The 22411-nt window shown below is 58.9% G+C and carries 22 protein-coding genes; 10 read left to right on the top strand and 12 right to left on the bottom strand.

Going from position 1 to position 22411, the window contains the following annotated elements; translation table 11 throughout:
- The 3 genes from IWX85_RS17770 to IWX85_RS17760 all read left to right on the top strand — a co-directional run bounded on the left by IWX85_RS17770 (position 1) and on the right by IWX85_RS17760 (position 4864).
- The gene (locus IWX85_RS17770; RefSeq protein WP_196870624.1) at positions 1 to 1029 is read left to right on the top strand and encodes a hypothetical protein; all 1029 of its coding nucleotides are present in this window, start codon (positions 1 to 3) and stop codon (positions 1027 to 1029) included.
- Between the two features lie 524 nt (positions 1030 to 1553).
- A complete protein-coding gene (locus IWX85_RS17765; RefSeq protein WP_196870623.1) occupies positions 1554 to 2939 on the top strand; it encodes a ferritin-like protein in 1386 nt (461 codons plus the stop codon).
- Positions 2936 to 4864, top strand: coding sequence for a hypothetical protein (locus IWX85_RS17760; protein WP_196870622.1), 1929 nt, complete (start codon positions 2936 to 2938; stop codon positions 4862 to 4864). Before IWX85_RS17765 ends, IWX85_RS17760 begins: the two co-directional genes overlap by 4 nt.
- Positions 4865 to 4947: 83 nt before the next feature.
- Here IWX85_RS17760 and IWX85_RS17755 read toward each other — a convergent pair whose 3' ends face one another.
- Positions 4948 to 5580: a hypothetical protein gene (locus tag IWX85_RS17755; protein WP_196870621.1), complete on the bottom strand. Its 633-nt coding sequence runs from the start codon at positions 5578 to 5580 to the stop codon at positions 4948 to 4950.
- A gap of 250 nt (positions 5581 to 5830) precedes the next feature.
- Between IWX85_RS17755 and IWX85_RS17750 the strand changes: the two genes are divergently transcribed.
- Positions 5831 to 7696 carry a TonB-dependent siderophore receptor gene (locus IWX85_RS17750; protein ID WP_196870620.1) on the top strand — a complete coding sequence of 622 codons (1866 nt, stop codon included), beginning with the start codon at positions 5831 to 5833 and terminating at the stop codon, positions 7694 to 7696.
- 432 nt (positions 7697 to 8128) lie between these two features.
- On the opposite strand, the gene IWX85_RS20775 is transcribed toward IWX85_RS17750, so the two are convergent.
- From IWX85_RS20775 to IWX85_RS17740, 3 genes are all read right to left on the bottom strand, one after another.
- Positions 8129 to 8257, bottom strand: a complete 129-nt coding sequence (locus tag IWX85_RS20775) for a hypothetical protein (protein WP_255529470.1) — start codon at positions 8255 to 8257, stop codon at positions 8129 to 8131.
- A 129-nt stretch (positions 8258 to 8386) separates the two neighbouring features.
- The gene (locus tag IWX85_RS17745; RefSeq protein WP_196870619.1) at positions 8387 to 8698 is read right to left on the bottom strand and encodes a DNA-binding protein; all 312 of its coding nucleotides are present in this window, start codon (positions 8696 to 8698) and stop codon (positions 8387 to 8389) included.
- Complete coding sequence (locus IWX85_RS17740; RefSeq protein ID WP_196870618.1) at positions 8688 to 9020, bottom strand: type II toxin-antitoxin system RelE/ParE family toxin; 333 nt, start codon at positions 9018 to 9020, stop codon at positions 8688 to 8690. The genes IWX85_RS17745 and IWX85_RS17740 overlap by 11 nt, the downstream gene beginning before the upstream one ends.
- Before the next feature lie 409 nt (positions 9021 to 9429).
- Between IWX85_RS17740 and IWX85_RS17735 the strand changes: the two genes are divergently transcribed.
- The 3 genes from IWX85_RS17735 to IWX85_RS17725 are packed head-to-tail and all read left to right on the top strand — an operon-like array spanning position 9430 to position 11379.
- Positions 9430 to 10053 (top strand): ParA family protein, encoded by a 624-nt coding sequence (locus IWX85_RS17735; protein ID WP_196870617.1) that lies wholly within the window; start codon positions 9430 to 9432, stop codon positions 10051 to 10053.
- Between the two features lie 44 nt (positions 10054 to 10097).
- Positions 10098 to 10346, top strand: coding sequence for a hypothetical protein (locus IWX85_RS17730; protein ID WP_196870616.1), 249 nt, complete (start codon positions 10098 to 10100; stop codon positions 10344 to 10346).
- A 13-nt stretch (positions 10347 to 10359) separates the two neighbouring features.
- Complete coding sequence (locus IWX85_RS17725) at positions 10360 to 11379, top strand: replication initiator protein A (RefSeq protein WP_196870615.1); 1020 nt, start codon at positions 10360 to 10362, stop codon at positions 11377 to 11379.
- Positions 11380 to 12299: 920 nt separating this feature from the next.
- Here the strand turns inward: IWX85_RS17725 and IWX85_RS17720 are convergent.
- Both IWX85_RS17720 and IWX85_RS17715 read right to left on the bottom strand, forming a co-directional pair.
- Positions 12300 to 12803 carry a GNAT family N-acetyltransferase gene (locus IWX85_RS17720; RefSeq protein WP_370584323.1) on the bottom strand — a complete coding sequence of 168 codons (504 nt, stop codon included), beginning with the start codon at positions 12801 to 12803 and terminating at the stop codon, positions 12300 to 12302.
- Positions 12800 to 13078, bottom strand: a complete 279-nt coding sequence (locus tag IWX85_RS17715; protein WP_196870614.1) for a DUF1778 domain-containing protein — start codon at positions 13076 to 13078, stop codon at positions 12800 to 12802. Before IWX85_RS17715 ends, IWX85_RS17720 begins: the two co-directional genes overlap by 4 nt.
- Positions 13079 to 13344: 266 nt before the next feature.
- Between IWX85_RS17715 and IWX85_RS17710 the strand changes: the two genes are divergently transcribed.
- The gene (locus IWX85_RS17710; protein ID WP_196870613.1) at positions 13345 to 14349 is read left to right on the top strand and encodes a DNA-binding protein; all 1005 of its coding nucleotides are present in this window, start codon (positions 13345 to 13347) and stop codon (positions 14347 to 14349) included.
- Between the two features lie 209 nt (positions 14350 to 14558).
- On the opposite strand, the gene IWX85_RS17705 is transcribed toward IWX85_RS17710, so the two are convergent.
- The 3 genes from IWX85_RS17705 to IWX85_RS17695 are packed head-to-tail and all read right to left on the bottom strand — an operon-like array spanning position 14559 to position 15788.
- Complete coding sequence (locus IWX85_RS17705; protein WP_196870612.1) at positions 14559 to 15113, bottom strand: transposase; 555 nt, start codon at positions 15111 to 15113, stop codon at positions 14559 to 14561.
- A 7-nt stretch (positions 15114 to 15120) separates the two neighbouring features.
- Positions 15121 to 15537, bottom strand: coding sequence for a type II toxin-antitoxin system VapC family toxin (locus IWX85_RS17700; protein ID WP_196870611.1), 417 nt, complete (start codon positions 15535 to 15537; stop codon positions 15121 to 15123).
- Positions 15534 to 15788, bottom strand: coding sequence for a plasmid stabilization protein (locus IWX85_RS17695; RefSeq protein WP_196870610.1), 255 nt, complete (start codon positions 15786 to 15788; stop codon positions 15534 to 15536). The genes IWX85_RS17700 and IWX85_RS17695 overlap by 4 nt, the downstream gene beginning before the upstream one ends.
- Positions 15789 to 16430: 642 nt before the next feature.
- On the opposite strand from IWX85_RS17695, the gene IWX85_RS17690 reads away from it, so the two are divergent.
- Complete coding sequence (locus tag IWX85_RS17690) at positions 16431 to 16898, top strand: mobilization protein (protein ID WP_196870609.1); 468 nt, start codon at positions 16431 to 16433, stop codon at positions 16896 to 16898.
- Positions 16899 to 16903: 5 nt separating this feature from the next.
- A complete protein-coding gene (locus IWX85_RS17685; RefSeq protein ID WP_196870608.1) occupies positions 16904 to 19093 on the top strand; it encodes a DNA-primase RepB domain-containing protein in 2190 nt (729 codons plus the stop codon).
- Between the two features lie 471 nt (positions 19094 to 19564).
- On the opposite strand, the gene IWX85_RS17680 is transcribed toward IWX85_RS17685, so the two are convergent.
- From IWX85_RS17680 to IWX85_RS17670, 3 genes are all read right to left on the bottom strand, one after another.
- Positions 19565 to 20356, bottom strand: coding sequence for a response regulator transcription factor (locus IWX85_RS17680; RefSeq protein ID WP_196870607.1), 792 nt, complete (start codon positions 20354 to 20356; stop codon positions 19565 to 19567).
- Between the two features lie 457 nt (positions 20357 to 20813).
- The gene (locus IWX85_RS17675; protein ID WP_196870606.1) at positions 20814 to 21101 is read right to left on the bottom strand and encodes a hypothetical protein; all 288 of its coding nucleotides are present in this window, start codon (positions 21099 to 21101) and stop codon (positions 20814 to 20816) included.
- Positions 21102 to 21314: 213 nt separating this feature from the next.
- Positions 21315 to 22088: a hypothetical protein gene (locus IWX85_RS17670; RefSeq protein WP_196870605.1), complete on the bottom strand. Its 774-nt coding sequence runs from the start codon at positions 22086 to 22088 to the stop codon at positions 21315 to 21317.
- Positions 22089 to 22411 lie beyond the last annotated feature (323 nt).

Genomic DNA, 22411 nt, shown 5'->3' with positions numbered 1-22411 from the left:
TTGGCACGCATCATGGTGATTGGAGGAGGCATTGCTGCCTTTGCGGCAGCGCTGCGGGGTGCGAGCGAAGGTTTTGCTGTCACCGTGCTGGCGCCGGCCAGGCGGCAATGGCCAGAATTTCCCGAGACGTTGAATGCCGCAGGGTTCAGAACACTGCTGCGGCTCGGCTTGACGCGCGGCGAACTTGTCAGGAACTTCCCGGAAGTTAGGGAACGAATTTCACGGTGGGGGGATTCACCAGTGCAAATTGAGTCTCGTATTCCAGGCCTCCAGGGTCCAGTCGTCCTTGGTAAGGCTGCGCTGACGAGCATTCTGCGGATGGCCGCGCTTGAGCGGGGGTCAGAGATTGTGGAGGTCGAAGGGTTGACGGTTGCCCGAGAGACAAGTTCAGGACTGCATTTTTCTTTCTCTAGAGACAGCACGGCGCATGAAATGGAATGCGGCTTCGCCATCGATGCCAGCGGTCGGCCGGGCCTGTTGGCCCGAAAATTGGGTGTCCGGCGTATCACCCTGGATCATCTCGTGTCATTCTGGATCCGCGGTCCGGCGAGGCCTGAATTGGCTTGCTCGATGGCAACGATGAGCATCGCTGATGGCTGGGTTTTCTGGATCAGCGACGTGGAGGGGGTCGCCTCGATGGCGCTGTTCACAGCCGGGCGAAAGCTGGACACTCAGGTAAATGCTGCTTACATTCTTTCGTGCGCGCCAGCGGAGATCCTGCAGATGATGACCTCGCACGAAATGTGGACTCAATCCAAAGTCGAATCCTTCAATGCCTCAAGTTCGGTGCTTGAACAGGCCGGCGGCTCTTTCTGGCTTGCTTGTGGAGATGCCCTTCAGACGTTCGACCCACTGGCCTCCAAGGGCGTCGCTATAGCCTTGGAGCAGGCCAATGGTGCTGCGCTGGCGATCACGGCGGCGCTTGGCGGCAATCGCTCAATGATCGCAGGCTACAGGAAGGAGGCGCGAGTTTCCTTCAGCCGCTATGTGGCTGAGCGCAACGCGTACTACGGCCATCCGTGCGAATGAGTCTTGGGAAGCGCTCGCGTGGCAGCAGCAAGCCGGACAGATACGTTTGAAAGCAATGGCGCTGAGCGAGCGTTTGAAAAAGGAAATCGAACTGCACCGCAAAGGTCTCCAGAGGTCCTGGTGCAGGAAAAAACGCAAGTCGAGCAGACACAGTCAGAACCCTCCTGTTATTTGGACAGGCCGGGCCATACTGGGTCCCACAAACTACCGATAGACTTCAAAGGCTTTGCCGGGGATAGTTATTTCAGGCATCATAGATAGGTTCTTGTGGACGAATAACACGAGAGGGGAAGCAGATGATCGACATCGCTCGTATGGAAGAAGCCGGCGCTCAAGCCGGGACTGCCTCATCGCATAGTGGCGCACCTGCCGCAGCGCTCTCTCAATTTCCATGTAGTCCGGGATTCACTTGATGCGGTAGAGCACACCGCTTCGTCCACTGTTCTCAACTGTGCAGGCAATCACTACCGGCAGTCTAGCCACAATTCTTCCACAGCTTGGTGCCGCACGAGCGGCGAATCATCATGGACCGCAACAGAACGCTTTTCAACTTCGCGCTTGGCCCCGGTCGTGACGGTGCCAGGGCGCCATTGGCTGGGCTGCGCGTCTTCGACGCACGCCTTCGTGAGTTCAAGCTGGACACCTTCACCTCCGTGGCGCCGGCATTCGCCGCTGGCGTGGCACCTGCAGCACCGGCTGGAGGCTTTGAGTTGCGCTTGGAGCGTCAGGACCCGCCAATGGCCCCGCTCGATGAGCTTGTGCTGCTTCTGCACACCGCTGCGGAGATCGAGCACTCGCTGATGGCCCAGTATCTCTACGCCGCCTACTCGCTGCCGGACCAAAGCCCTCAACGGGAGTGGCAGGAGACATTGATCAGTATCGCTCGCCAGGAGATGGGCCACCTCATGGCAACGCAGAACTTGCTCCTGTCTATCGGAGCGCCGCTGAACTTAGAGCGGGAGGACTATCCGTTCAACGCGTTCTACCCCTTCCCATTCAAGCTGGAGCCCCTCTCCATTAGCTCTCTCGCGCGCTACGTGCTGGCCGAGATGCCTGACCCATCCAAGGTGCCAGAGGCCAACGTCCCGGCATTGCTGGCGGACGCAGGCGTCGAAGGCTCGATTTCACGCGTAGGCGCCTTATTCGTCGCCATCGCTGAACTGATCGGAGAACTCAGCAGCGACCCTGTATTCGCGGATAGCATGCCATTTCAGGCTAAGCCGAGCGATTGGATTGCCGGCCCATACGCGCTCGCCTTGAGCACTGTGGCCTCCATCTCCGAGGCCTCGCAGCTGCTCAATGCCATTGCTGTGCAAGGCGAAGGACCCGACGAGCCCGCTGCCGGACCACCATCGCACTTCCGGCGGTTCTATGCCATGTACGTTGCCGCCAAGGCCCACGTCGCCGCGACCGGGCAGCCGCTGGCCGAAGCGTTGCCAATCGATCCGACCGTCAAGGACGCACAAGCCAGCGGTTACCTGCAGCATCCGATCGCGCGCGCATGGGGCGCGGCGTTCAACACCCGCTACCGCTGTCTGCTGTACGCGCTGGAACACCAGCTATCTCTGCCGAACGACCAAGAGGCGCGTGGAAGACTGGGGCAATGGGCCTTCGCCGACATGATGGCCCTCCGCACCATCGCTCAACTGCTGAAACAGCGACCCCAGCATGAGCCCCTACGAAGCGACAACCTCGGACGCTCACGGCTCGCAGGCGCGCCGTTCGAACTGCCACAGACCTTGCAGATGCCCATCCGACCCATTGACCGTTGGCGACAGTACCGCAGCTTGGTGGCATTCCATGTCGATCAGCTGCGCGAACTTGCCGAGGACGATGGTTTGGCCTCCCAACTTGCCGACGACGCCGCCGAGCGCCTCAACTTCGTCTCCACGCAATTGGACCTGCCATGAGCATCACATCCTTCCCGCGCCTGTATTTCAAGGGCGACATGTCGTTCGATCCAAGCCTGTCCAACAACTTCGAGATCTACGACCAGAGCAACGTGACCTTGGACATGGATGAGCTGAAAGCCGCGGTACCGGGCGCCACCACGCTGGAGCAGTTCCGGCGCGGGCTGCCTCAGGCACTGAGGCGTAGCTGGAACCACTACGGTACGCACCGCGCGGTGTTCGAATCGAACATGCAGGTCACGGGGGTGTCACTGAAGTTCGGCGAGGTCGAGACCACGGACGCTCTGGTCCAGAGGCAGGTCAAGATGAAGGGCAAGCTGGTCGACCTCTCGCCGCACACTGACAACGGCACGCAGGTGTTCTTCGACCAAGTCCAGTTCGGCGGCGTCGGGGCCGGCATGCAGCTTGCCGGGCGAAAACGCATGACCTGCCGGTACCTAAACTTCGCGCGCAATATCGGCCCCAACCCGGGCTGGCCCGCCTACAGCGCGAGTGGCACCTGGGAGGTTGCTTTCCCGAAGGAAGCGTTGCGTATGCAGGGTGTGGCGGCATCGCCGTTCTTAAGCGCACTGGAGCGGCTGCTTAGCAGCGATCCTTCCGTTCTGGGCGTCGCGATGCGCTTTCGGACCTATCGCACGCTCTACTACCAGAACGGCATCAAGAACTCGTCGCCGGAGCAACCTCGCACGGGGGACGAGTTGCGCGCCTTGTACGCCGACGGCAAGAACTTCTCCAATCCGGTGTATTCCATGGTTGTGGGCTCACTCTTCCCATGGGTCGACGGCGACCATGATGGGCATCCTGGTGGCCGCATGTTGGTGGCCGCGTCCGGTGTGCCGAGCGTGGGCTCGGCCGCAGATCCTGTCGGCCTAGGAACCGCCTTTGTGGAGTTTGATCGCGCCAACGAGCGAATGGTTCTCGACTTTGGTGACCTTGTGCCGGAGATGGACCAAGCGCTAGTGAAAGCGTCGATTGGCGACATTGCCGTGATTGCCCAGGACGGTCAGACCAACGTCCCACTCGCACTGGTCCCACCGAGCGTCCCGCTGGGCGTGATAGATCCGAACTCATACGATCAAGCAGCCTACGAGCGCACCGCAGGCCTAGTGGACTTGGATTTGAAGAGCAGGCGCCTACAGCCCGCGCAGTGGGACGTGATTGCACGTGGCTCGCTGGCCTTAGTGGTCGAGCAGACTGTCGCCATGCTCGAGAATCCGCTCATCGTAATCGTGTCGGACCGGGATCACTACGTCGATCAGGGCGAAGGCGTGTCGATTGCCATTCGCGTCATGTACCACGGTCGCCCCGCGCCGGCAGGAACTCAAGTGCTGGTGACGGCCTACGACGTGAAGGAGCGGCGCCCTGCGCTGCTCCAGTCTCTCGGCACTGTGTCGGTAGACGTTGCTGGCAGTGCCACTATTTCCGTTGGAGCAGCGCCGGCCCCGTCGTTCGTGGCGATCGCGTTTCGTCCCTTTCTGGCCGGCGACCCCGCGCCTGCGGAGACGCCGGATGATGTGACCGAGTTCCATGCGCTCATCCGCACCCTGCCGTTCGATGACCAGCTCGAGGCCAACACGCCAGACTCGATGCTGACCTGGAGTTGGGTGTACGACAACATCCTCGCGGTTTGGGATGTCACCAACCCGGTGATGGCGCGAAACAGCGGCCCCTCAATCAACAAGCCGCTGCATGACCGCACCACCATGGAGTCGCAGGCATCGCGGATCAAGAAGCTGATCGCGCGTAGCAATATGGAATCGGAAAGCTACATGCCGGTCACCCGAGATCTGTCGCGCGGTAAGCGGCGCTTGCTTGAGCGGTGGTGTGATCTCGTGATTGCCGGGAAGGCGCCGCATGAGCCGGTTCAGGGCCAGCCGGGCCACTCCGTGCCCACGATGAGCACGCGCGTGCTGCCTGAAGAGTAGTAAGGATTCGGTCGTGCACAGCGCTGCCCAAGGGCTTACGGCAAACCTTGCTGGCCCGCCAAGCAGCGGAAGGTGTTGGAGGGTTAGAGCTTTTGGGCGCCCGGGCGCTGAAGCCATTTCAGGGCAGCCCAACTGGCAGCCGGTAGGCACGCTGCGGAAAACACCAGGAGCGTCGTCGAAGATCCGGCCTGCTCCAGCCCGACCCAGGCGGCCAACCCGTAGGCCACAGCAACGAACAACGACGATGCAGCGGCGGCCGCGAGGCTTGCCCCGAATGGCAGCCGGAGAGTGCCTGCGAATATGGCCGTCACCTCTGCCAGCACTGGAACCGGCCTCGAGGCCGCGATCCACAGCATACCGGCCGTTTGCCGTCGCGCGATCGCATCCCATGTTTCTGGCCCGACCCAAGCGCGCAGCCGCGCGGCGGGTAGCAACTGGCCTATCAAGTAGCCGAGCGCGAATGCTCCAACCATGCCAGAAAAAACTGTCGGCACGCCCCACGCCGGCCCCAAGAGCATGCACAGGCTTATTGAGACGAGGCTACTTGGCACCGGCAAAATCACATCCAGCACCAGCAGGCCTATGCCGATCAGTGCGATCGCCCATCTTGTTGCTTGGTCGTGGACAAAATTCGAAGCGTGGGCATCCATCTGCTCGCCCCAGATGATGAACGGGACGACGACGAATGCAGCGAGCACGAGGACAACAATCAGCATCCTGCTCAACGACGCCAAGCCTGACGGGCGGAGCGCTCGATTCATTGGTCACCCCCCTGCTGTTGTGACGGCGCTGTTGGCGGCCGGCGAGCCCTGTGTGCGCCGGCGATCTCTTGTATTCATTCTGTTGCAGCCCTCCAGGGAGCGTTGTGCGGATGATCTGTTGTCGGAGGGTATAGGAATGCAGCACTTTCTTCAATCGATGCGAGCACGCGGGCGTGGGTTAGTGCAAGTCGCCGTTGCGGCGAGCATGGCGCTCGCTTTTCACACGGCATTCGCCCAAAGTGAAACCGCTGCCCTGGATGAAGTAAGGGTTGTCAGCTCGCGCGTGCCCGCCACCATGGGCCAAGAGGCGGAGAGCCTCACCGTCATTACGCGCGAGCAGATCGAGCGCATAGGCGCGGCGGGCGGCGCTGATTTGCTGCGCCAGGTTCCCGGCGTGCAGGTTGACCAGCTTGGAGGCCCAGGCGGGATCAGCCTCGTCTACATTCGTGGGAGTGACCCGAATCATGTGCTGGTTTTGGTCGATGGTGTGCGCATGAACGACCCGACGAACTCGCGCGGCGGCGGCTTCGACTTTTCCAGCTTGGATCCCAGCCAGATCGAGCGGATTGAGATTCTGCGTGGCGCTGCTTCTTCCATCTACGGCGCCGATGCCATGGGCGGCGTCGTCAACATCGTGACTCGAAAGGATGAGCCAGGCGGATCGGCCAATGTGGCTGCTGGCGGTCTTGGATACCGTGCGCTCAATGCGAGGTCGACCTGGCATGTCGGAGCAGGGACTCGATTTTCTGTCGGTGCCTCCGCTCTGCATGACGGCCTTGAGCCAGAGGGCGGCCGTATCAAGCTCAACCAGCTGACCCTGGCCGGACGCGTTGCACCGTCGGTCAGCTCCCATCTCGAAGTAGATTTGCGCCACGTCCAGCGCTCGAGCAGCGCTTTCCCCGACGACAGCGGCGGCATCGAGCTGGCAGGAATCCGTACGCTCGAGCAGCGCTCGTCCTATGGCACCACGCTCAGCGTCCGCGGCTTGGTCGACGTTGACGGGTGGACCGTAACGTTGGAAGGCACGGGGTTCCAGCACAGGGACGTAGTCGACTCGCCGGGGGTAGTTTCAGGCCTACGAAACGACTTTGGTATCCCCGCATCTAGCTCGACGACGCGCTATCGCCGCAGCGGCGCGCTGCTCAATGCGGTTCGCCACCTAGCCGGAGGTAGCGAGCTGGCCATCGGCGCGGAGGTCCAGCGCGAGCATGGTTCCTCCAACACGATTTACGAGCTGTTCAGCACATCGACCCCAGCCGAATTCGACCTTCACCGCAGCACGGGTTCTGCATTCACCGATCTGAAATGGCTCGCGGCCCCGGGACTGATCATACGCGCGGGCCTTCGGCACGACGCTGTCCAGAGTGCCGGGTCGCACACCAGCCCAAGTGTCGGCGCTAAGCTCAGCGTACCTCGGCTTGGTGGCCACCTGAAGGCGAGCTACTCGGCCGGCTTCAAGCCCCCAAGCTTCTTCGCGCTGGGTCTGCCGCAGGCGCTCGGCGGAAACCCCGACCTGAAGGCCGAGCACAGCAAGGGGGGCTCGATCGGCTACGACCAACCCTTGGGGCGCATTGGCGAGTTATCTGCGGCGCTCTTCCGCAGGCGGTACAGCGACCTAGTGACTTTCGACAACAAGACCAATCAGCTAGTGAACGCTGATCGCGTCGACGTCAAGGGTGTAGAGATTTCGATCCAGCTCCAGGTCACGGACGCCGTGGGCTTGCAGGGCCACTACACTCGCCTCATCAGCAAGGTAGGCCCGAGTGAAGAGCCACTGCGTCAGCGACCCGGCAGGCGCGCTGGCATTCAGTTGGACGTGAAGCTGCACGAGGGTGCGAGTCTTTCCTGGAAGGTCGAATACGCCAACGAGATCTTCGACTCCTCGATTCCGACCGGAAACGTCTTCTTGCGTAGCTACCTCCGAAATGATCTGTCGTTCTCGTACGCCATCAGCAGTCGGCTCAGCTTGACAGCCGCGATCGACAACGTCGCCGATCGGACAAATCGGTGGTACGTAGGAGCGCCGTCGCTCGGGCGACGTGGACGCGTCGGTGCACGTCTGACCTTTTGACGCACAGCCGTGGACGGCGCGGGAAATCCTTGGCGGAGCCCAAGCTCGTCACGTCGAGCCCGGCTCCAAGACTCACGTTAAGGGGGCGTTTCGACGTTACTCTCGACCGCATCCTTGCTTGGTTACGTCCGGACTGCGAACTGAGCGCTCGCAGTTGAGCAACCGAGCGAGTGTCTTTCCGCTCTCAGTCGAGGCTATATGAAGACGCAAAAAATCAGAGTAATTTCAAAAAAATTCCCACTCCAGCATTGTTTTTTGGTCACGAATTTTGACAACAACTAAGCTGTCTGGCGAAAAGCATGTACTGATCAGCCGCTTTTCAAACGCAAGTCTCTACATGTAGCCAACAACTGCAAAGCAGAAGAAAAATGCAGGATCAATCGGAACAATCGATTGGCAAATTTTTTGCAGCGGTTAACGTTTGACAGTAGCTCAGCCGCCAGCCGTTGCCTTGATGAAATTTGCAAACTCCGGCGCGTTTTCCAGATCGAACCCCATCGCCCGCGCTTCTTGAAATGCGCGTTGGGCCGTCCAGTAGTTCTGTTTGGCCTTGCTCAGCACCGGGGCCGCTGCCGCCTATTAGTCCCTTATGGCGCCAGATGCTGCGACGGGCCTTATGTCAAGCAAGCGGTCAGTTCCGCCAAATTGTGTCTCACTCCAGCCCATCGCAAAGCGCTGGCTGACATTGATTCAAGCGTGTGCCGTTGGAGCTTGCATAGGCTGCACCGATAGACGCATGCCCATTGCCTTGAGGATCGCAGAAAAACTGCTCAATGCAGGATTTCCCTCTGCTGACAAGGTACGGTAAAGCTGTGTCGGGTTCAGGTGCGCCTGCTCGGCCACGGCTTGCACCCCGCCGAATGCTTTGGCAATTTGTCGCAGTGCAATCAAAAGCTCGCTTTGATCGCCATCTTCGAGAATGCTGTTGAGCAATTGAAGCGCGTAGGCGGGGTCTTCCCGGTACACCTCGGCCATTGCTTCATCGTGCGCTCTATCTTTCATCGCCCGTTCTCCTTTGCCAGTCTTGCCAATATTCGCAAGCGCGGGCTATATCCGCATCCTGCGTTCGCTTATCACCACCACACAGCAGCAATACGATCTGTTTGCCTGCGATGGCGTAATACACCCGATAGCCAGCACCCACGTCGATGCGAAGCTCCCACACGCCATCACGACAAAACTTATGGTCACCAAAATTGCCTTGCTCGACCCGATTCACGCGCCGATCTACTGCAATCCTTGCCGTGATGTCGCGCTGCTTTCGCAGCCAATCGAGATAAACGTCTTTCTCGTCGGCACTTAAATAGTGGCGGATTTCGTACATGGCTTATTCTCGTTTATAAACGAATTTTGTCAAGTGCGGTTTTCCACCTGAGCACATAACGCCATGCAGGTTCCTTGTCGCACAAGTCCTAAGATGCGCGACGCCCAACCTCGACTCCTTGCCCATGATGTTATTTTGTTCCGTATTTGAGTCGCATTGAAGGGTAAAAACTGCGGCAAACTGGAAATATTCAGGCTGAATCGAAATCGACTTGGCTGCTGGTTTTAACTGTCCCCTAAAAACCCGGAAATTTCATAGCAGGCAATGGTTTCCGGGTCATCCGGGTAGGTCAATCTCGCATCAGAGCCAACATACTGTGCATAAATGCGATCAAGTACACCGACACCTTTGTAAGACTCAAATACGTATTTGCGTGTTACGATAAAAGCGTACAAAAGGAGATTCGTAGATGCGTACTCTTGTGGTTGCAAGTCAAAAAGGTGGGGTCGGCAAGACGACGATTGCTGGGCATCTTGCAGTGATGGCCGAAAGCAAAGGTGCGGGGCCTGTTGCTTTGATCGACACCGACCCGCAAGGCAGTTTGTCGAGTTGGTGGAATGAACGTCAGGCTGAAACGCCTACCTTTGCTTCCGTTGACATCGCTCACCTTGCCGACCATTTGAAGCAGCTCGAAAAAGCTGGAGTCAAGTTGGCGATCATAGATACCCCGCCCGCAGTCACTGAAACCATTCGTAAGGTGCTTGCCGTCGCCGATGTAGTTTTGATTCCGACTAGACCAAGTCCCCACGACTTGCGCGCTGTTGGTTCTACGGTTGAGTTGGTCGAAGCTGCTGGCAAGCGTATGGTGTTTGTGATTAATGGTGCAGCACAACGTGCCAAGATTACCGGCGAGGCGGCAATAGCGCTTTCACAGCATGGGACGGTCGCTCCAGTAACGCTTTACCAGCGGACCGACTTTGCCGCTTCCATGATCGATGGCCGTACAGCCCAAGAGATTAATTTTGCGAGCCGATCTGCTGGTGAGATTGAAAAGTTATGGATTTACGTATCTACGCAACTACGTAGAAAATAAAATACAATTACGTATCACCATACTTACGCATAGGAGTCGAAGAAATGGCCAAATCCGCTAGCCTTACATCCAGTCTTGTCGCTAAAAAAGGGCATGCATCGCCTGCCGTTACGCACGACGACATCGCAGTCAAGGCTGCAACTCCAGGTTACTACAAAGCCTTGACGGTGAAGCTCGACCGTGAACGATATGAATCGCTGAAAAATTTGGGCGTGAAACTTGACAAGAAGAGTCAGGAAATTTTTGTTGAAGCTCTCGATCTTTGGTTAAAACAAACGCCCGTACGGGCGTAAGCGGAGGTCCTCAATGCGTTCCATCACTGAAATCGCAAATGGGCTGCAAGACAAAGTAAGGGCGCGCCAAGCTGAAAATGCCTTCAGCCTTGAGGCTAATGCAACAAACGCCCAATCGGGCAAAGTGCTCGACGCTACTGAAACACCCGTCCATCGTCGTGGTGCCCCCAAGGTGCCACGCGGGTTGATGCCCGTGCATCACCCAAACCGCGATTTCTTTCTTTGTGACCTGTTCGATTACGCACTCAAGGATGACGGCGTGAGCATGGAAGCGCCAATTTTCTCACTGTCGACTAAGCCAGACCTAAATGTTTGGCATTGGGAGAGCAAGGATGGAAGCAGGACAATTACTGTGACCCCTTCAGTTCTGGGACGCGCTACGCAATTTGATAAGGATTTACTTATTTACGTAGTTAGCCAAATGACAGAGGCTCTTAATCGGGAACGCATGGATGCCCAGAGCCGCACCGTACGCTTTCGCGTGTATGACTATCTTGTGTCCACCAACAAACCTACTGGGGGTAGGGAGTACCAACGCCTTCAGGAAGCGCTAGAACGCCTTCGGGGGACATCAATCAAGACCAACATCCAAACAGGCGGGCAGCGGGTGAAAGAGGGTTTCGGCATCGTTGATGCATGGAAGATCATCGAAAAATCACCCGATGACGAGCGGATGATTGCCGTGGAAATTAGTCTTTCTAACTGGCTTTTCAACGCTGTACAGGCTCATGAAGTTTTAACAATCAATCCAGACTATTTTCGGCTACGGAAGCCTATCGAGCGGCGGATCTACGAGATAGCACGCAAACACTGTGGTGATCAGGCGCGGTTTGTGATCGGGGTTGAATTGCTGAAAAACAAGTGTGGAAGCCAGTCCAACATTCGGGAGTTCCGGCGCATTCTGCGGGAGTTGATCCAAGCCGACTCGTTGCCCGACTATCGAATGCAAATGGACAATGAAAAAGATCAGGTGGTGTTTTACACACGCGATTCGAAAAAACTTGCTCTGGCTTTAGCAAAGAAGCCAATTTAGCCGTGACTTTTATCGTTATATCACCCACGGCTTGGAGCCGCTTTGATGATGCTGAAGGCAAACTATGCACAGGATAAACATCTTGTATGGGCAGAAATCGAAGGCTCAACCATCGAAATTTGATGAAAAGCAAGGGATACGGTCAATTTTTCTAAAAATTTTCGGATATATGAGATTCCATACCTAAAAAATCTCACTAATGGAAATTTTAGTACCCTCAGGGCATCATCGTTATATCACCCACGCCTGTGGATTGGGTCGTTACATCACCCACGCTTTTCTGTGGATTGGGTCGTTACATCACCCACATCGACTTCGTTACATCACCCACGCACTACTTTCTGAGAAGCAATACCAGTGCGGGCTGCAGAACGTTATCAACAACCGTAACAACGCGCGCGTTCTTTTAACTTTATTAATTCTTTAACGTCTCACGCCACCTGACGCACCTGCAAAAACTAGACGGCGGATGAAAAACCGATAACAGTCCCCCAAGGGGGAAAAGAAGAGGCGCTTACGCGCCTGCCCCCCAGAGCAGCCAAGGGCCAAGACCCCTCGCGCAATAGCGCTCACCCATTTATTCAGGCCCCAAGGGGCCGAACAAGTCCCCAAAGGCAAGACGGCACTTCGTGTCCGTCAGGGCTTCGCCCGCGACACAAGGTCGCCCCCAACAGCCAGTTTGGCAATGAAGGACATCACGACCGCTGTTTTGCCTAATGCCGGGCACTCCCGTTTGACTAGGTTGACCAAACATGCAGCGCAATGTGAAAACTCGGCTGAGGTGCTGAGTGCAAACAGCCCGCTGAGGGCCATAACAGGCTGCCAGCGGCGTTAAAAGCGCTTCGGCAGGGGGTTGGCTACCTTCTTTGTAGAAATCGCACCAGAGGGTCTGCTGTGATTGCGCCGGAATCCGGCCGTTTTCAATGCCGATGCAGCGCCTGTGCCGTGGCCAGCGGCAGGAACAGCGTCATGGGCTGGCTGGGCAGGGCGATCAAGCCGTGGTGCCGGTAAAAGCCAGCGGCGGCTGCGTCCTTGGCATCGACCACCAGGGCATAGGCGGCAATTTCCGCGCGCAGGGCATGCGCCAGGGCATCGGCCAGCAAGGCGCCGCCCAGACCCTGGCCCTTGAACGCCTGGTCAACGGCCAGGCGGCCCATGCGCACAGCCGGCACGGTCGGGTAGCGGGGGAGTTTTTTGCCCAGGTCGGCGGGCAATTGGGACAGCAGCAGGGCGGTGGAGGCCAGGGTGTAAAACCCGACGATGCGCCCGTCCTGGCTGAGCGCCGCATAGCAGGCGGTCACGCGGCGCCGGACATCTTGCGAGACCTGCTGGGAAAAGTAGCGGTTGAGCGGCTCGGAGGCAGAGTCGAACGCGGTGCGGTCATGCCTGCCCTCCAGAAGCTCCACCTCGAACAATGGCGTCACAGCGGGCCCAGGAGCCTGCGCCGTCGCTCAAAGGCGCGCTGCAAGGCTGGTGTTGGCTCTGGCGGGGACAGCAGCGCCTGCGCAAAGCACTCCTGATCGGCCAGCGACAGGCGGATGATCTCGGCCTGCTCGATGGCCCGCTGGGCGGCTTCCTGCACGGCGCTGACCACAAAGTCCGTCATGGTGCGCCCTTCGAGCTCGGCGGCCCGCTTGAGCGCGGCGTGCAGGGCAACACTAATCCTGGCTTCCAGGCGTGCGGTGGTGGCTGTGGCCATGGCAAACTCCTCAAAACTAAAATCATACGGCAGATTGCCGTATCGGTAAAGAGGAACCATCTTCTGCTGAAGCCGGGATCACACAGGGGCGTTTTACAGCGCAGAGTTTGAAAAACACCTATTTTTGGTTCTTTAAGCTTGTTAGAACAAAACAAACTTACTAATTATATTTAGTAAGTTTGTTTTGTTTATTTTTTTAAGGAGGTTAATTTGGTAATTTCATGGGTTTGTTCTATGCTGGAGGCTTCCAACCTCAGGAGTGCCGCATGCGACCCGTAGAAATTCACGATCAAGACGTCATTCAGGCCGGCCAGGAGCTGCTGGCGGCAGGCCGCCTGGTCAACGGTTATGCCTTGCGAACGAAAACGGGGGGCGGCAATCCCGCGCGCTTGTTCAAAGTGTGGGAGGAGCACCTCAGCGGCCAGACGGCCGCACCCTTGACGCCGGCCACCACCGAGCTGCCGCTGGAGATGGCCGAGGAACTGGCGGCTGTAACCAAAGCTCTGGGCGAGCGCATGGCGGCGCTGGCCACTTCACTGAACAACAAAGCCGTGCAGGCTGCGGAACGCCGGGTGCACCAGATCCAGCGCTCGGCAGATGAGCAGAGCGGCAAAGACAAGGCAGAACTGGCCGATGCTGCGGTGGTGGTCAATGATCTGCAGGCCAAGCTCAGCCAGGCGGAGACAGACCATGAGGCGCTCCAGAAGGCGCTGGCCGACGCCCAGGCTCTGAATGAGGTGGGTACTCGCGAATTGAGCCAGCTGGCTGAGCGTCTGGCCACGCAGGAGCGTGAAAGCCAGGCGGCCGGCTTGGCGCACGCTACTCAACTGGACCAGCTCAACAAGCTGCTGGAGAACGAACGCAGCTCTCATCAAGACGCGGTGAAGATGCAGCGCGATGAACTGCTTGAGCAAAGCAAGAACGCCAGCGATGCACGTGAGGTGCTGAACAAGGAAGTGGCAATCGCCAAGGCAGATGCCGCAGCGGCCAGGCAGGCGCTGACCCAACAGGAAACCAGTGTTCAGGAACGGCTTGAGGCGGCCGAGACGAAACTTGGCAAAGCGGGTCAGGCCGCCAGCACGGCGCGGGAGGACGCTGCCCGATTGGGTGGCCAGGTGCAGGCCTTGCAAGCACAGGTGACTGAGCTGATGCGTGTCATTGCCACCCGGCTGGCCGTGCAGGATTCGAAAGATGGCATCGCGACCGGCACGGTTCAGGCCGAGACGACGCGCCTGACGCCAGACAGCGGGAGCCCCGTTTTGCAATCCTGATCAACGCACGACCACCCGGCTAAAGTCCGGGCGGCCTGGGTGATTTCCACCTCCTTCGTCACTTCCTCCTGGGGAGGGGTAGCCCGTGTTCCCGGTGGTGGCCAGGCGGGCCGCCTGGAGCCCGGCAGCGCCAAAACCCAAGGACAGCCAGAACGCTGGAGATCGCCCTGACGGGGGATTGCAAGCCGGGACCGCCGAAAATTCCGCCGTCAACCTGAACCTGAACCTGAACCTGCCAGCGTCCTGATGCGCTCGGCAAGGCGGCCGAACGCATCATCGACGTATACCAACGCCTGGGCTTGCGCGCCCTGCGCCCGCAAAGCGCTTTTGAAGCTGTCCAGATCGGCCAGCCATTGCCGATGGAGCTTGTCCATTTCGCGGACCTGAGGCTGGAACACTGGCAGGCTGCCACTTCCCACAAATGCCTGGTAGCCGCGCTCCAGGGTTGCCGCCGTGGCCAGCAGTCGCGCTGCCCGTTGCCGGTGCGGCTCGGACAACTGCGCCATGCCGTCATAGGGCCGGGATGCTTTGGTGCGTTCGGCTTCGAATGCCTCTTGCATGACAAGGGCGTAGCGGTGAAAGCCGGGGAATTCCCGGGACAGCGCCATGAGCTGGTCATCGGATGCCGCGACCCAGATCTGGTGCAGATCGGCCGCGCTGCCCATCATGCGGTCGATGATGGCGTGCGGGGCGTTGACGCCCTGGGCGGCAAGCTGCTGCATGTGCTGGTCGATCCTGGCGGCCAGCCGGCGCCATTCATTCATGCCCACTTCAGGCCTCCCACGGATTGATGATCCGCACGCCGGCCGCCTGGAAAGGCGCAGTGTCGCGAGAGGCCACGATGAAGCCGCGCGAGGCCGCGATCGCAGCGATATATCCGTCAGGCGTCGGAAAGCCTCGCCCGCTGGTTCTGGCCCTCACGGCCAGCTCGGCATAGTGCCTGGCCGCATCGGTGTCAAAGGGCAGCACCCGGTCCCGAAACAGTCCGAGCAGGCCGTCAAGCGCCTTGGCCAGCATGTCCCGGCGCTTGCCAGCGGGCAGCGCCGCGATGCCAAACAGCAACTCGGCCAGCGTCACGCTGGACAGGTAGAGCGTCTGGGCAGCCTGCGCGTTCAGCCAGGCGCGCACGGCCGGGTGGGGCTCGGGCTTCATCGCTTCAGAGACGACGTTGGTATCGAGAACGATCATTCAAACCCCAGCGGCATGGCCGGCGCCCGGTCGCTGACCCGGTCGAAGACCTCGAAATCCTCGTTGGTCAGGCCCATCTCGCGGCTCAACGCCGCGAGCGCATCGCCCAGGCGAACGCGCGCTTCTGGCTTGACGGCGATGGCCAGGATGGCCCGCACCTCGGCCTCGGTGCTGCGCCCATGGAGCGCGGCCTGCATCCGCAAGGCGCGGTGCACGTCGTCGGGCAGGTTGCGTACGGTTAGCATGGCCATGGTGTCACCTCATAAAATTGCATTCAATGCAGTCATTTTATATTAATGAATGCAATACCTGAAGGGTTGCCATGTCGCACGACAGCTTTTTGTGACACGCCTCACCAGCTTGAAAAGACCGGGAGCCAGTGACTGGTTCAAATGGCGGGTGATGACATGACTGCTTGTGCTTCCCCCAACCGATGGCTTGCTGGGCGAGCGGCTGGCGACACATGGGGGGAGGGCGACGCGGCACGGTGTTGCGATTTCTGTCTTGGCTGGCATCTTGGCGCCAGAACAAGAGAGAGAAAGCGTGACGGTTCTTGGCCCAAGGAGCCGTTTTGGGTGACCTGCCGAACGCAGAATTCCCACAGACTGAACCCTCTGAACCCTCTGAAGCGCTGATCTTCGGAGCGCCGAAGCCGGACAGCCCTGAAGATTTGACAGCCCAGAAGATAGCCGTTACCATAGATAGAATAAGCAGGCATATTACAGGAGCAAGGGCTAATCTCGCTACGCTCAATTTCCCCGACTTTCGCTTCGCTCTCGTCGCCGGTCCAGCTACGCTGGCCGGTTGAATACCCAAGACAAAACAGCCAACAGCCAACAGCCAACAGCCCAATGCCCAACTCCGCTGCCCCGCTCCCTGATGCATCGCCGCCCTTGCCTCGACCCCGCACCAAACGCGGTCGCAAGCCCAAGAGCGCGGTCGACAAGCGCCAGCACCTGGTGGCCTGCCGCCTAACGGACGCGGAGCAGGCGCAGCTCGAGCGCGGACGCGGCGCGCTGAGCGCGGGCGAGTGGCTGCGCACCTTGGCGCTGGCGCGCCGGCTGCCGCGCCCCATTCCGGCGGTCAACCTGGAGGCTTACGGCGCGCTGGCCCGAGCCGCCGGCAACCTGAACCGCTTGACGCGCCACGCCAACGCGACCGGGCAGCTCGAGCTGGCCGAGCTGAGCGCCACGCTGGCTGCGTTCAGGGCAGCGCTTGTGGGCGTGGGCAGCGAGCAGCAGGAAAAGGCAAAAGCCGAAGCCCGGGCGCTGCGGGGCGAAGGCGAAGAAAGCGATGAGACTGAAGAGGACGAAGCCGCAGATCCCAGCGAAGAGGCGGACAACCGCGAACCCCTGCCATGAAAGGCATGCAGAGAATCAGCCGAGGCACCGGTTTCAAGGGCGTGCTCAGCTACGCGCTTGAAGGCAAAGACCGGGAAGCCGGGCACGGCCGGCTGATCGGCGGGAGCATGGCGAGCACCGGGATCAGCAGCCTGGCGGCCGAATTTCGGGCGATTGCCGGGCGCAGGCCCGACATCGCCAAACCGGTGTGGCACAACTCGCTGCGCATGCCTGCGGGCGAGGACATCACCGACGAGCGCTGGAACGCCATAGGGAAGAGCTATTTGAAGCGCATGGGGTTTGACTTGAAAAACACCCAGTTCGCCTTTTTCAAGCATGACGATGAACACATGCACGTGATCGTCAACCGCGTGCTGATCAATGGCACGGTCTTTCTGGGCAAGAACGACAACCTCATCTCCACGCGCGTCATCGCCGAGCTGGAGAAGGCTTTCAAGCTCACCATCACCCGGGGCCCGAGCTACACGCCTGAGGGAAAGATCGTGATGCCTGAGAAAAGCGGGCTCAAAAAGGCCGAGATCGAGATGGCGCTGCGCACGGAAACGAAGCCTGCGCGGCTGGTGCTGCAGGAGCTGGTGGCCGGCGCGCTCAAGGGCCGGCCGACGACGCAGCAGTTCCTGGAAAGGCTGGACGCAGCTGGTGTGACAGCGGTGCCCAACATTGCTTCTACCGCAAGGATGAACGGTTTTGCATTCGAGTGGGAAGGCGTGCCGTTTACCGGTAGCCAGCTTGGCGCGGCCTACAAGTGGGCTGCGCTTCAAAAGGAGATGATTTATGACCAAGCTACAGACAGTGCAGAGCTTGCCCGACGCCAAGCAGAAGCACGCGAGCGGCGAGCAGATGGCCCAGCTGCAGGGCCAGATGGAGACGCAGCGCCAGAGCTTGGCGGCGGTGCAGCCGCAGTTGGAGAGCCTGGACAAGCAGATCGCGGCGATGCCGCTGCAGATTTCTCAACTGGCTCAAGCGATCGTGCCGCTGGCCGAAGCCTTGAACGCGATGGTTCCGCTGCTGGCGTCGCTGCAGGCGATGGACAACAGGCTGAAGGCGATCGAGTCGGTATTGCCCAAGGACAAGGACGGCCAGCTGTTGATGCTGGCCAGCGAGGCGAGGACGGTGGTGGCCGTGAAGGCAGCGAACGCGGCGAAGGACAGCCTTACGCGGCTGACGACAGCGTTCCCGCTGGACACCGCGGGGCAGCTGCTCCTGCTGGCGAGCCAGGAGAGCCTGAAAGACATCAAGCCGTCCGGGTTCTTCAAAAAATAGCCCGGCCGGCCGCGCTCCATGATGTCGGTCTGAAGATCAAGGCATGGCAGCAGCAGGCGGCGGCGCTGGGCGCGCCCGCCTACCGGCTGAGCCTGAAGGATAGTTTGTGCCCCCTGGGAAAGGAGCGCACGGTTCGTTTGGACAAGCGCAAGGCAGGTGAGCCTGCGCCTGGGTACAGCGCCGCGCAGGTCGAGGCCTTGATTCCCAAACTCCGGACGTTCAATCTGAAGGGCTTTGACGTGTACCTTACGCCCGTCGATGCGGCGCATCACTTCCTAGTGGTGCAGGGCATGACGCCAGAGCGCCTGGACGGGTTGCGAGCGGAGGGTTACAGGCCGGCGCTGGTGCAGCTGTCGGGGGAAGATGACCTGCAGGCGGTCCTGAAGGTCTCCCGGGAAAGTGAGCCGGGGGATGAGCAAAGCCTGGCTGAGGCCGTGAGCCTGGAGCTGAACCGGCAATGGGGTGGTCAAACGTTAGAAGACGCCCGCCAAGCTCTGCCCATGGCGGGGTTCACTTGCCAGGCGTCGGCGAAAAAGAGCGCGCTGACCGTCATTTTGGACGCCCTGGGAGCGCTTTGCATGAAGACGTTGATGCGCTTGAGATCGTTGCGGCTGGCGTCTGATGAGCAAGCTGAAAAAGTGGCGCTGACGCAGCAAAGCGCCCTGAAGACAGGGCAGTCGGCGGCGAAATTCATGAGCGACCTGGACGCACAGGTCTACCGCCGCCATGCCGCGCACTCGAGTGGCGCCAACCCGGACCAGGTTGATCTGGAGGTGGCCAAAAAAATGCTGAAGGAAAGGCATTCGCCCGGCCAGGCGACGGCCGCGCTGCGCGGCTCACCCGATCTGGCGAAGCGCCACCCTGACGTTTCAGCCTATGTGAAGGAAACGGTGAAAAAGGCGCAAAAAGCACTGGACGCGCTTGCGCCCTGAGCCGGGCAGCACAGAGCAGGAAAGAAGACGCTATGCCTTACCGGCCCCAGGTTTGGTTTCCTTGAGGTTTGGGGTTTTGCGCCCGTCACCTTTTCCTCCTTGGAATGGCGGCGACTTGTGACTTCTTTTTCTTGGAATCTTCCGGTCTGAAATGGCCCGGAGGCTCAATGATCCGCATCGTTGATGCGGATCATTGTCGCTTGCCTGATCCAAGCTGCCATGCCCAGTGCTATCGGTTTATCCCAACCGCCCGTTGGGCAATGCCTGCCCCGCGATTTACGAAAAATTCGGCGAACAGCGGATCATCAATAACGGTACGCCGCGCGGTCCTGGACCGCATGCCGGACCGCTCCATGGCGCCTGACTTGACATAACGCCAGTCGCAGAAAATTCCGCTTCAATTCACACAAGCGCGGGGCATCACCTGCAACCTTCTCGAAAACCGTTCTCACATCGGTTTGGCGATTCAGGCTATTTGAAAAGTCCTTGATTGGTCGCAAAGCTGACCGCCTGCGCGCGGTTGCGCACATTGAGCTTGCGGTAAATGTTCTTGATGTGGGTATTCACCGTCTGCCCGCTGATGCACAGCCGTGCGCCGATGGCAGTGCTGGTATAGCCCGAGGCGACCCACTTGAGAACTTCTTTTTCACGCTCGGACAGCTTGTCCTTGCCTTTGTTCTCGCGCAGGGTCTGGCCACTGGCCTGGGAATGCTCGAACTTGCTCAGCAGCCTGCGCGCCAGGTTGGGCGTGATCGAAGCGCCCCCGTTGACCACCTGCAGCACCGCTTGCGGGAAGTTGCCAAACCAGGAGTTTTTCACCAGGTAGCCCGTGGCACCGAGCTCAAAAGCATGCAGGGCATGCTGCTCGTCTTCCATGGCCGAGATGACCACTGCTTCGGCCAAAGGACGCCCGATTTTCATCCGCTCGATCAGCTCAAAACCGGTGCCGTCACCCAGATTCAGGTCCACCAGCATCACGTCAAATTCATGCTCGCTGATCAGGCGACGCCCCTCCCTCACACTGCGGCCTTGCCCCAGCAGGTTGATGCGCAAATCCCCCAGTAATTCGTGCGCAATCACCCGGCTCATATGGGGGTCATCATCAATCAGCAGGACCCGGACCGGCTGCTCCGCCTGGCCCATCAGGAATTCGGGCCAGCGGGAAGGTTGTGCAAGGTGGGGCGCCAGAAGGCGACACGTCGAGGCAGAGTCGCTTTTAGTTAAAAATTCCGACACTGCCTCGAATTCGTTCTGAATTTTCATGAACTGCTCCTGACTTTTTTTCCATCAGACGTTTCAATCCCACGTCAATTGGCAACAGTTGGCTCAAGGCAAGGTCGGATATGCAATGAAAGTAGTCAATTGGTGGGTACTTTATTTTACATTTATTGACAAAAATATGTATAAATTAAAATAAACATACGTAGAAACCACATTTAACACTATTTATTACCTTAATTTCGTTTGACTACTGACGTTCTCAAATCTGTTCATCACAGCAAAAAACTGTCGATCCAAGAGCGGCGCTGCTGATTGACGCGCTTCAAATACCCTGCGCCATCCCCTGCACCACGTACCCCATAGCAGCGATTGGTGATGGGCACTGGCTTAACGACACTGCATGAAGACAGGGGACCGGTGCGACGCGGCCGTGGAAACAGGGTTCTCGCCGCACTGTGCAGGAAACGCATCAAGATTGATGGACCAAGGGAGCGCCATGTTATTTCTCAGCCGTCACGCCAATTGGGACAACCGGGATTACCGGGACTACCGCGATCACAGGGCCCGTGTGAAACGTCGCCTGCGCCTGCGGATGTCCATCGGATTGATGCTGATGGCGGGCGTACTGCTGGGAGCCGCTTGGGTTCCCCTTGTTGGCATTTAGATCTGGGCGCAACGGCGCTGCCGATTCTTGAGCCCGGACCAACACGTGGGTGGTGTTCGGATCGAGACCGGTCAGGATCGACACGGCGCCTTGGGGTGTTGTGGCCGGCAGGGGTGAATTCATGTTGACCGTTTGAAGCGCCGCTCCCGCAGTATTGCCGTCGTTCGAATTGATGGAGGGAATACCTATTTTGGGCTCCCAATGGGCTCGCCGTGGTGCCCATCAAACGGTTGCTTTGTTGAGCCACCCCGGGCTCACGCTCTGGGCTTTGGCTGCAAAGTGCCCATAAACCCGTCCAGATAACGAAGGCAGAAAAAGGGATGGGTTATTTTTAGCTCAGAACGCTACCAGCGCGTTGGTGCTCGGGTCGTTGATTGATACCTCCCGCCCGAGTTGTAAGGCATCACCACTAATGACACTGAATTCTGCTTTTCTCACCCGCACCCAGCCGTTTCCGAACGATAATTGCTGCACTGCAACATTTTTTAAAGGAATCCCATGCTGACCAACAAATCGTTCGAAGCCGCCCAAAAAACCATCAAGTCGAGCGCTGAGAAATTCACCCCCGCCGCCGCTCAAGAAGCGTTCCAGCCGATGGTGGACAATTTGAAGGCATGGGGCGACCTGGTTCAGGAGCAAGCCCAGGCATCGCAAGCTGCGGTGACTGAAACGTTTGAAGCGTTCAAAAGCATCAAGGAGCCAAAGGCCGCTTTTGACATCATGAGCGCATTTTCCGAAAAGCTCATGGCGATGACGGCCCAAAATTTCCAGGACGCTATTGCCTTGAGCGTGGCGCAATTCAATGGCAACGTGGAATCGCTTGTAAAGAACCTTCCTGCTTCTGATGCCGTGACCAGCATTGCCAACGGCATGAAAGATGCTGCTTCCAAAATGGAAAGCTCTGTAGGCTCCGCCGTGAATGATGGCGCCGCGGCTGTCAAGAAAGCGCGCGCTGCGTAAGCGGGGAACTCCTCGGCCACTGACCGGACTCGCCTTGTTGAGGCGGCCCCATTGATTGACCCGGCCCGTGCGCCGGGTTTTTCGTTTGTGCCGCGAAGAATTGCGACATGACTGCTGCTTCGCAGCCGAATTGCTCGACGCAAAATTCAAGGGGCCGAGGTTTGGGGAAGCACGGAGCATTTGCCGACAGGCGTTATGTTTACTCGGGCGGGCGGCTCGGGCGTCTCATGAGGGCTGGATGTTGGAGCTAACTGAAATTGATCCAGACTGCCAGTTTTGACTACCCGTGAAAGAACCCGAAAACCGTACAGCCGGCAATGAATTTTGGAGAATTCAGGTGGTTCGATGTATTTCGGTAACCGGGGGTGCGGCGGAAATCTTGGACTACTTGAAAGTAGTTCATGTATTCTTACGAAGACCGCATTCGCGCCGTCAGGCTCTACATAAAACTCGGCAAACGCACTGGAGCGACC

The organism is Polaromonas sp. CG_9.11 (genome assembly GCF_015752225.1).
GTDB lineage: Bacteria > Pseudomonadota > Gammaproteobacteria > Burkholderiales > Burkholderiaceae_C > Polaromonas.
The sequence above is the reverse complement of the archived record's forward strand: the minus strand, read 5'-3'. Positions and strand labels throughout refer to the sequence as shown.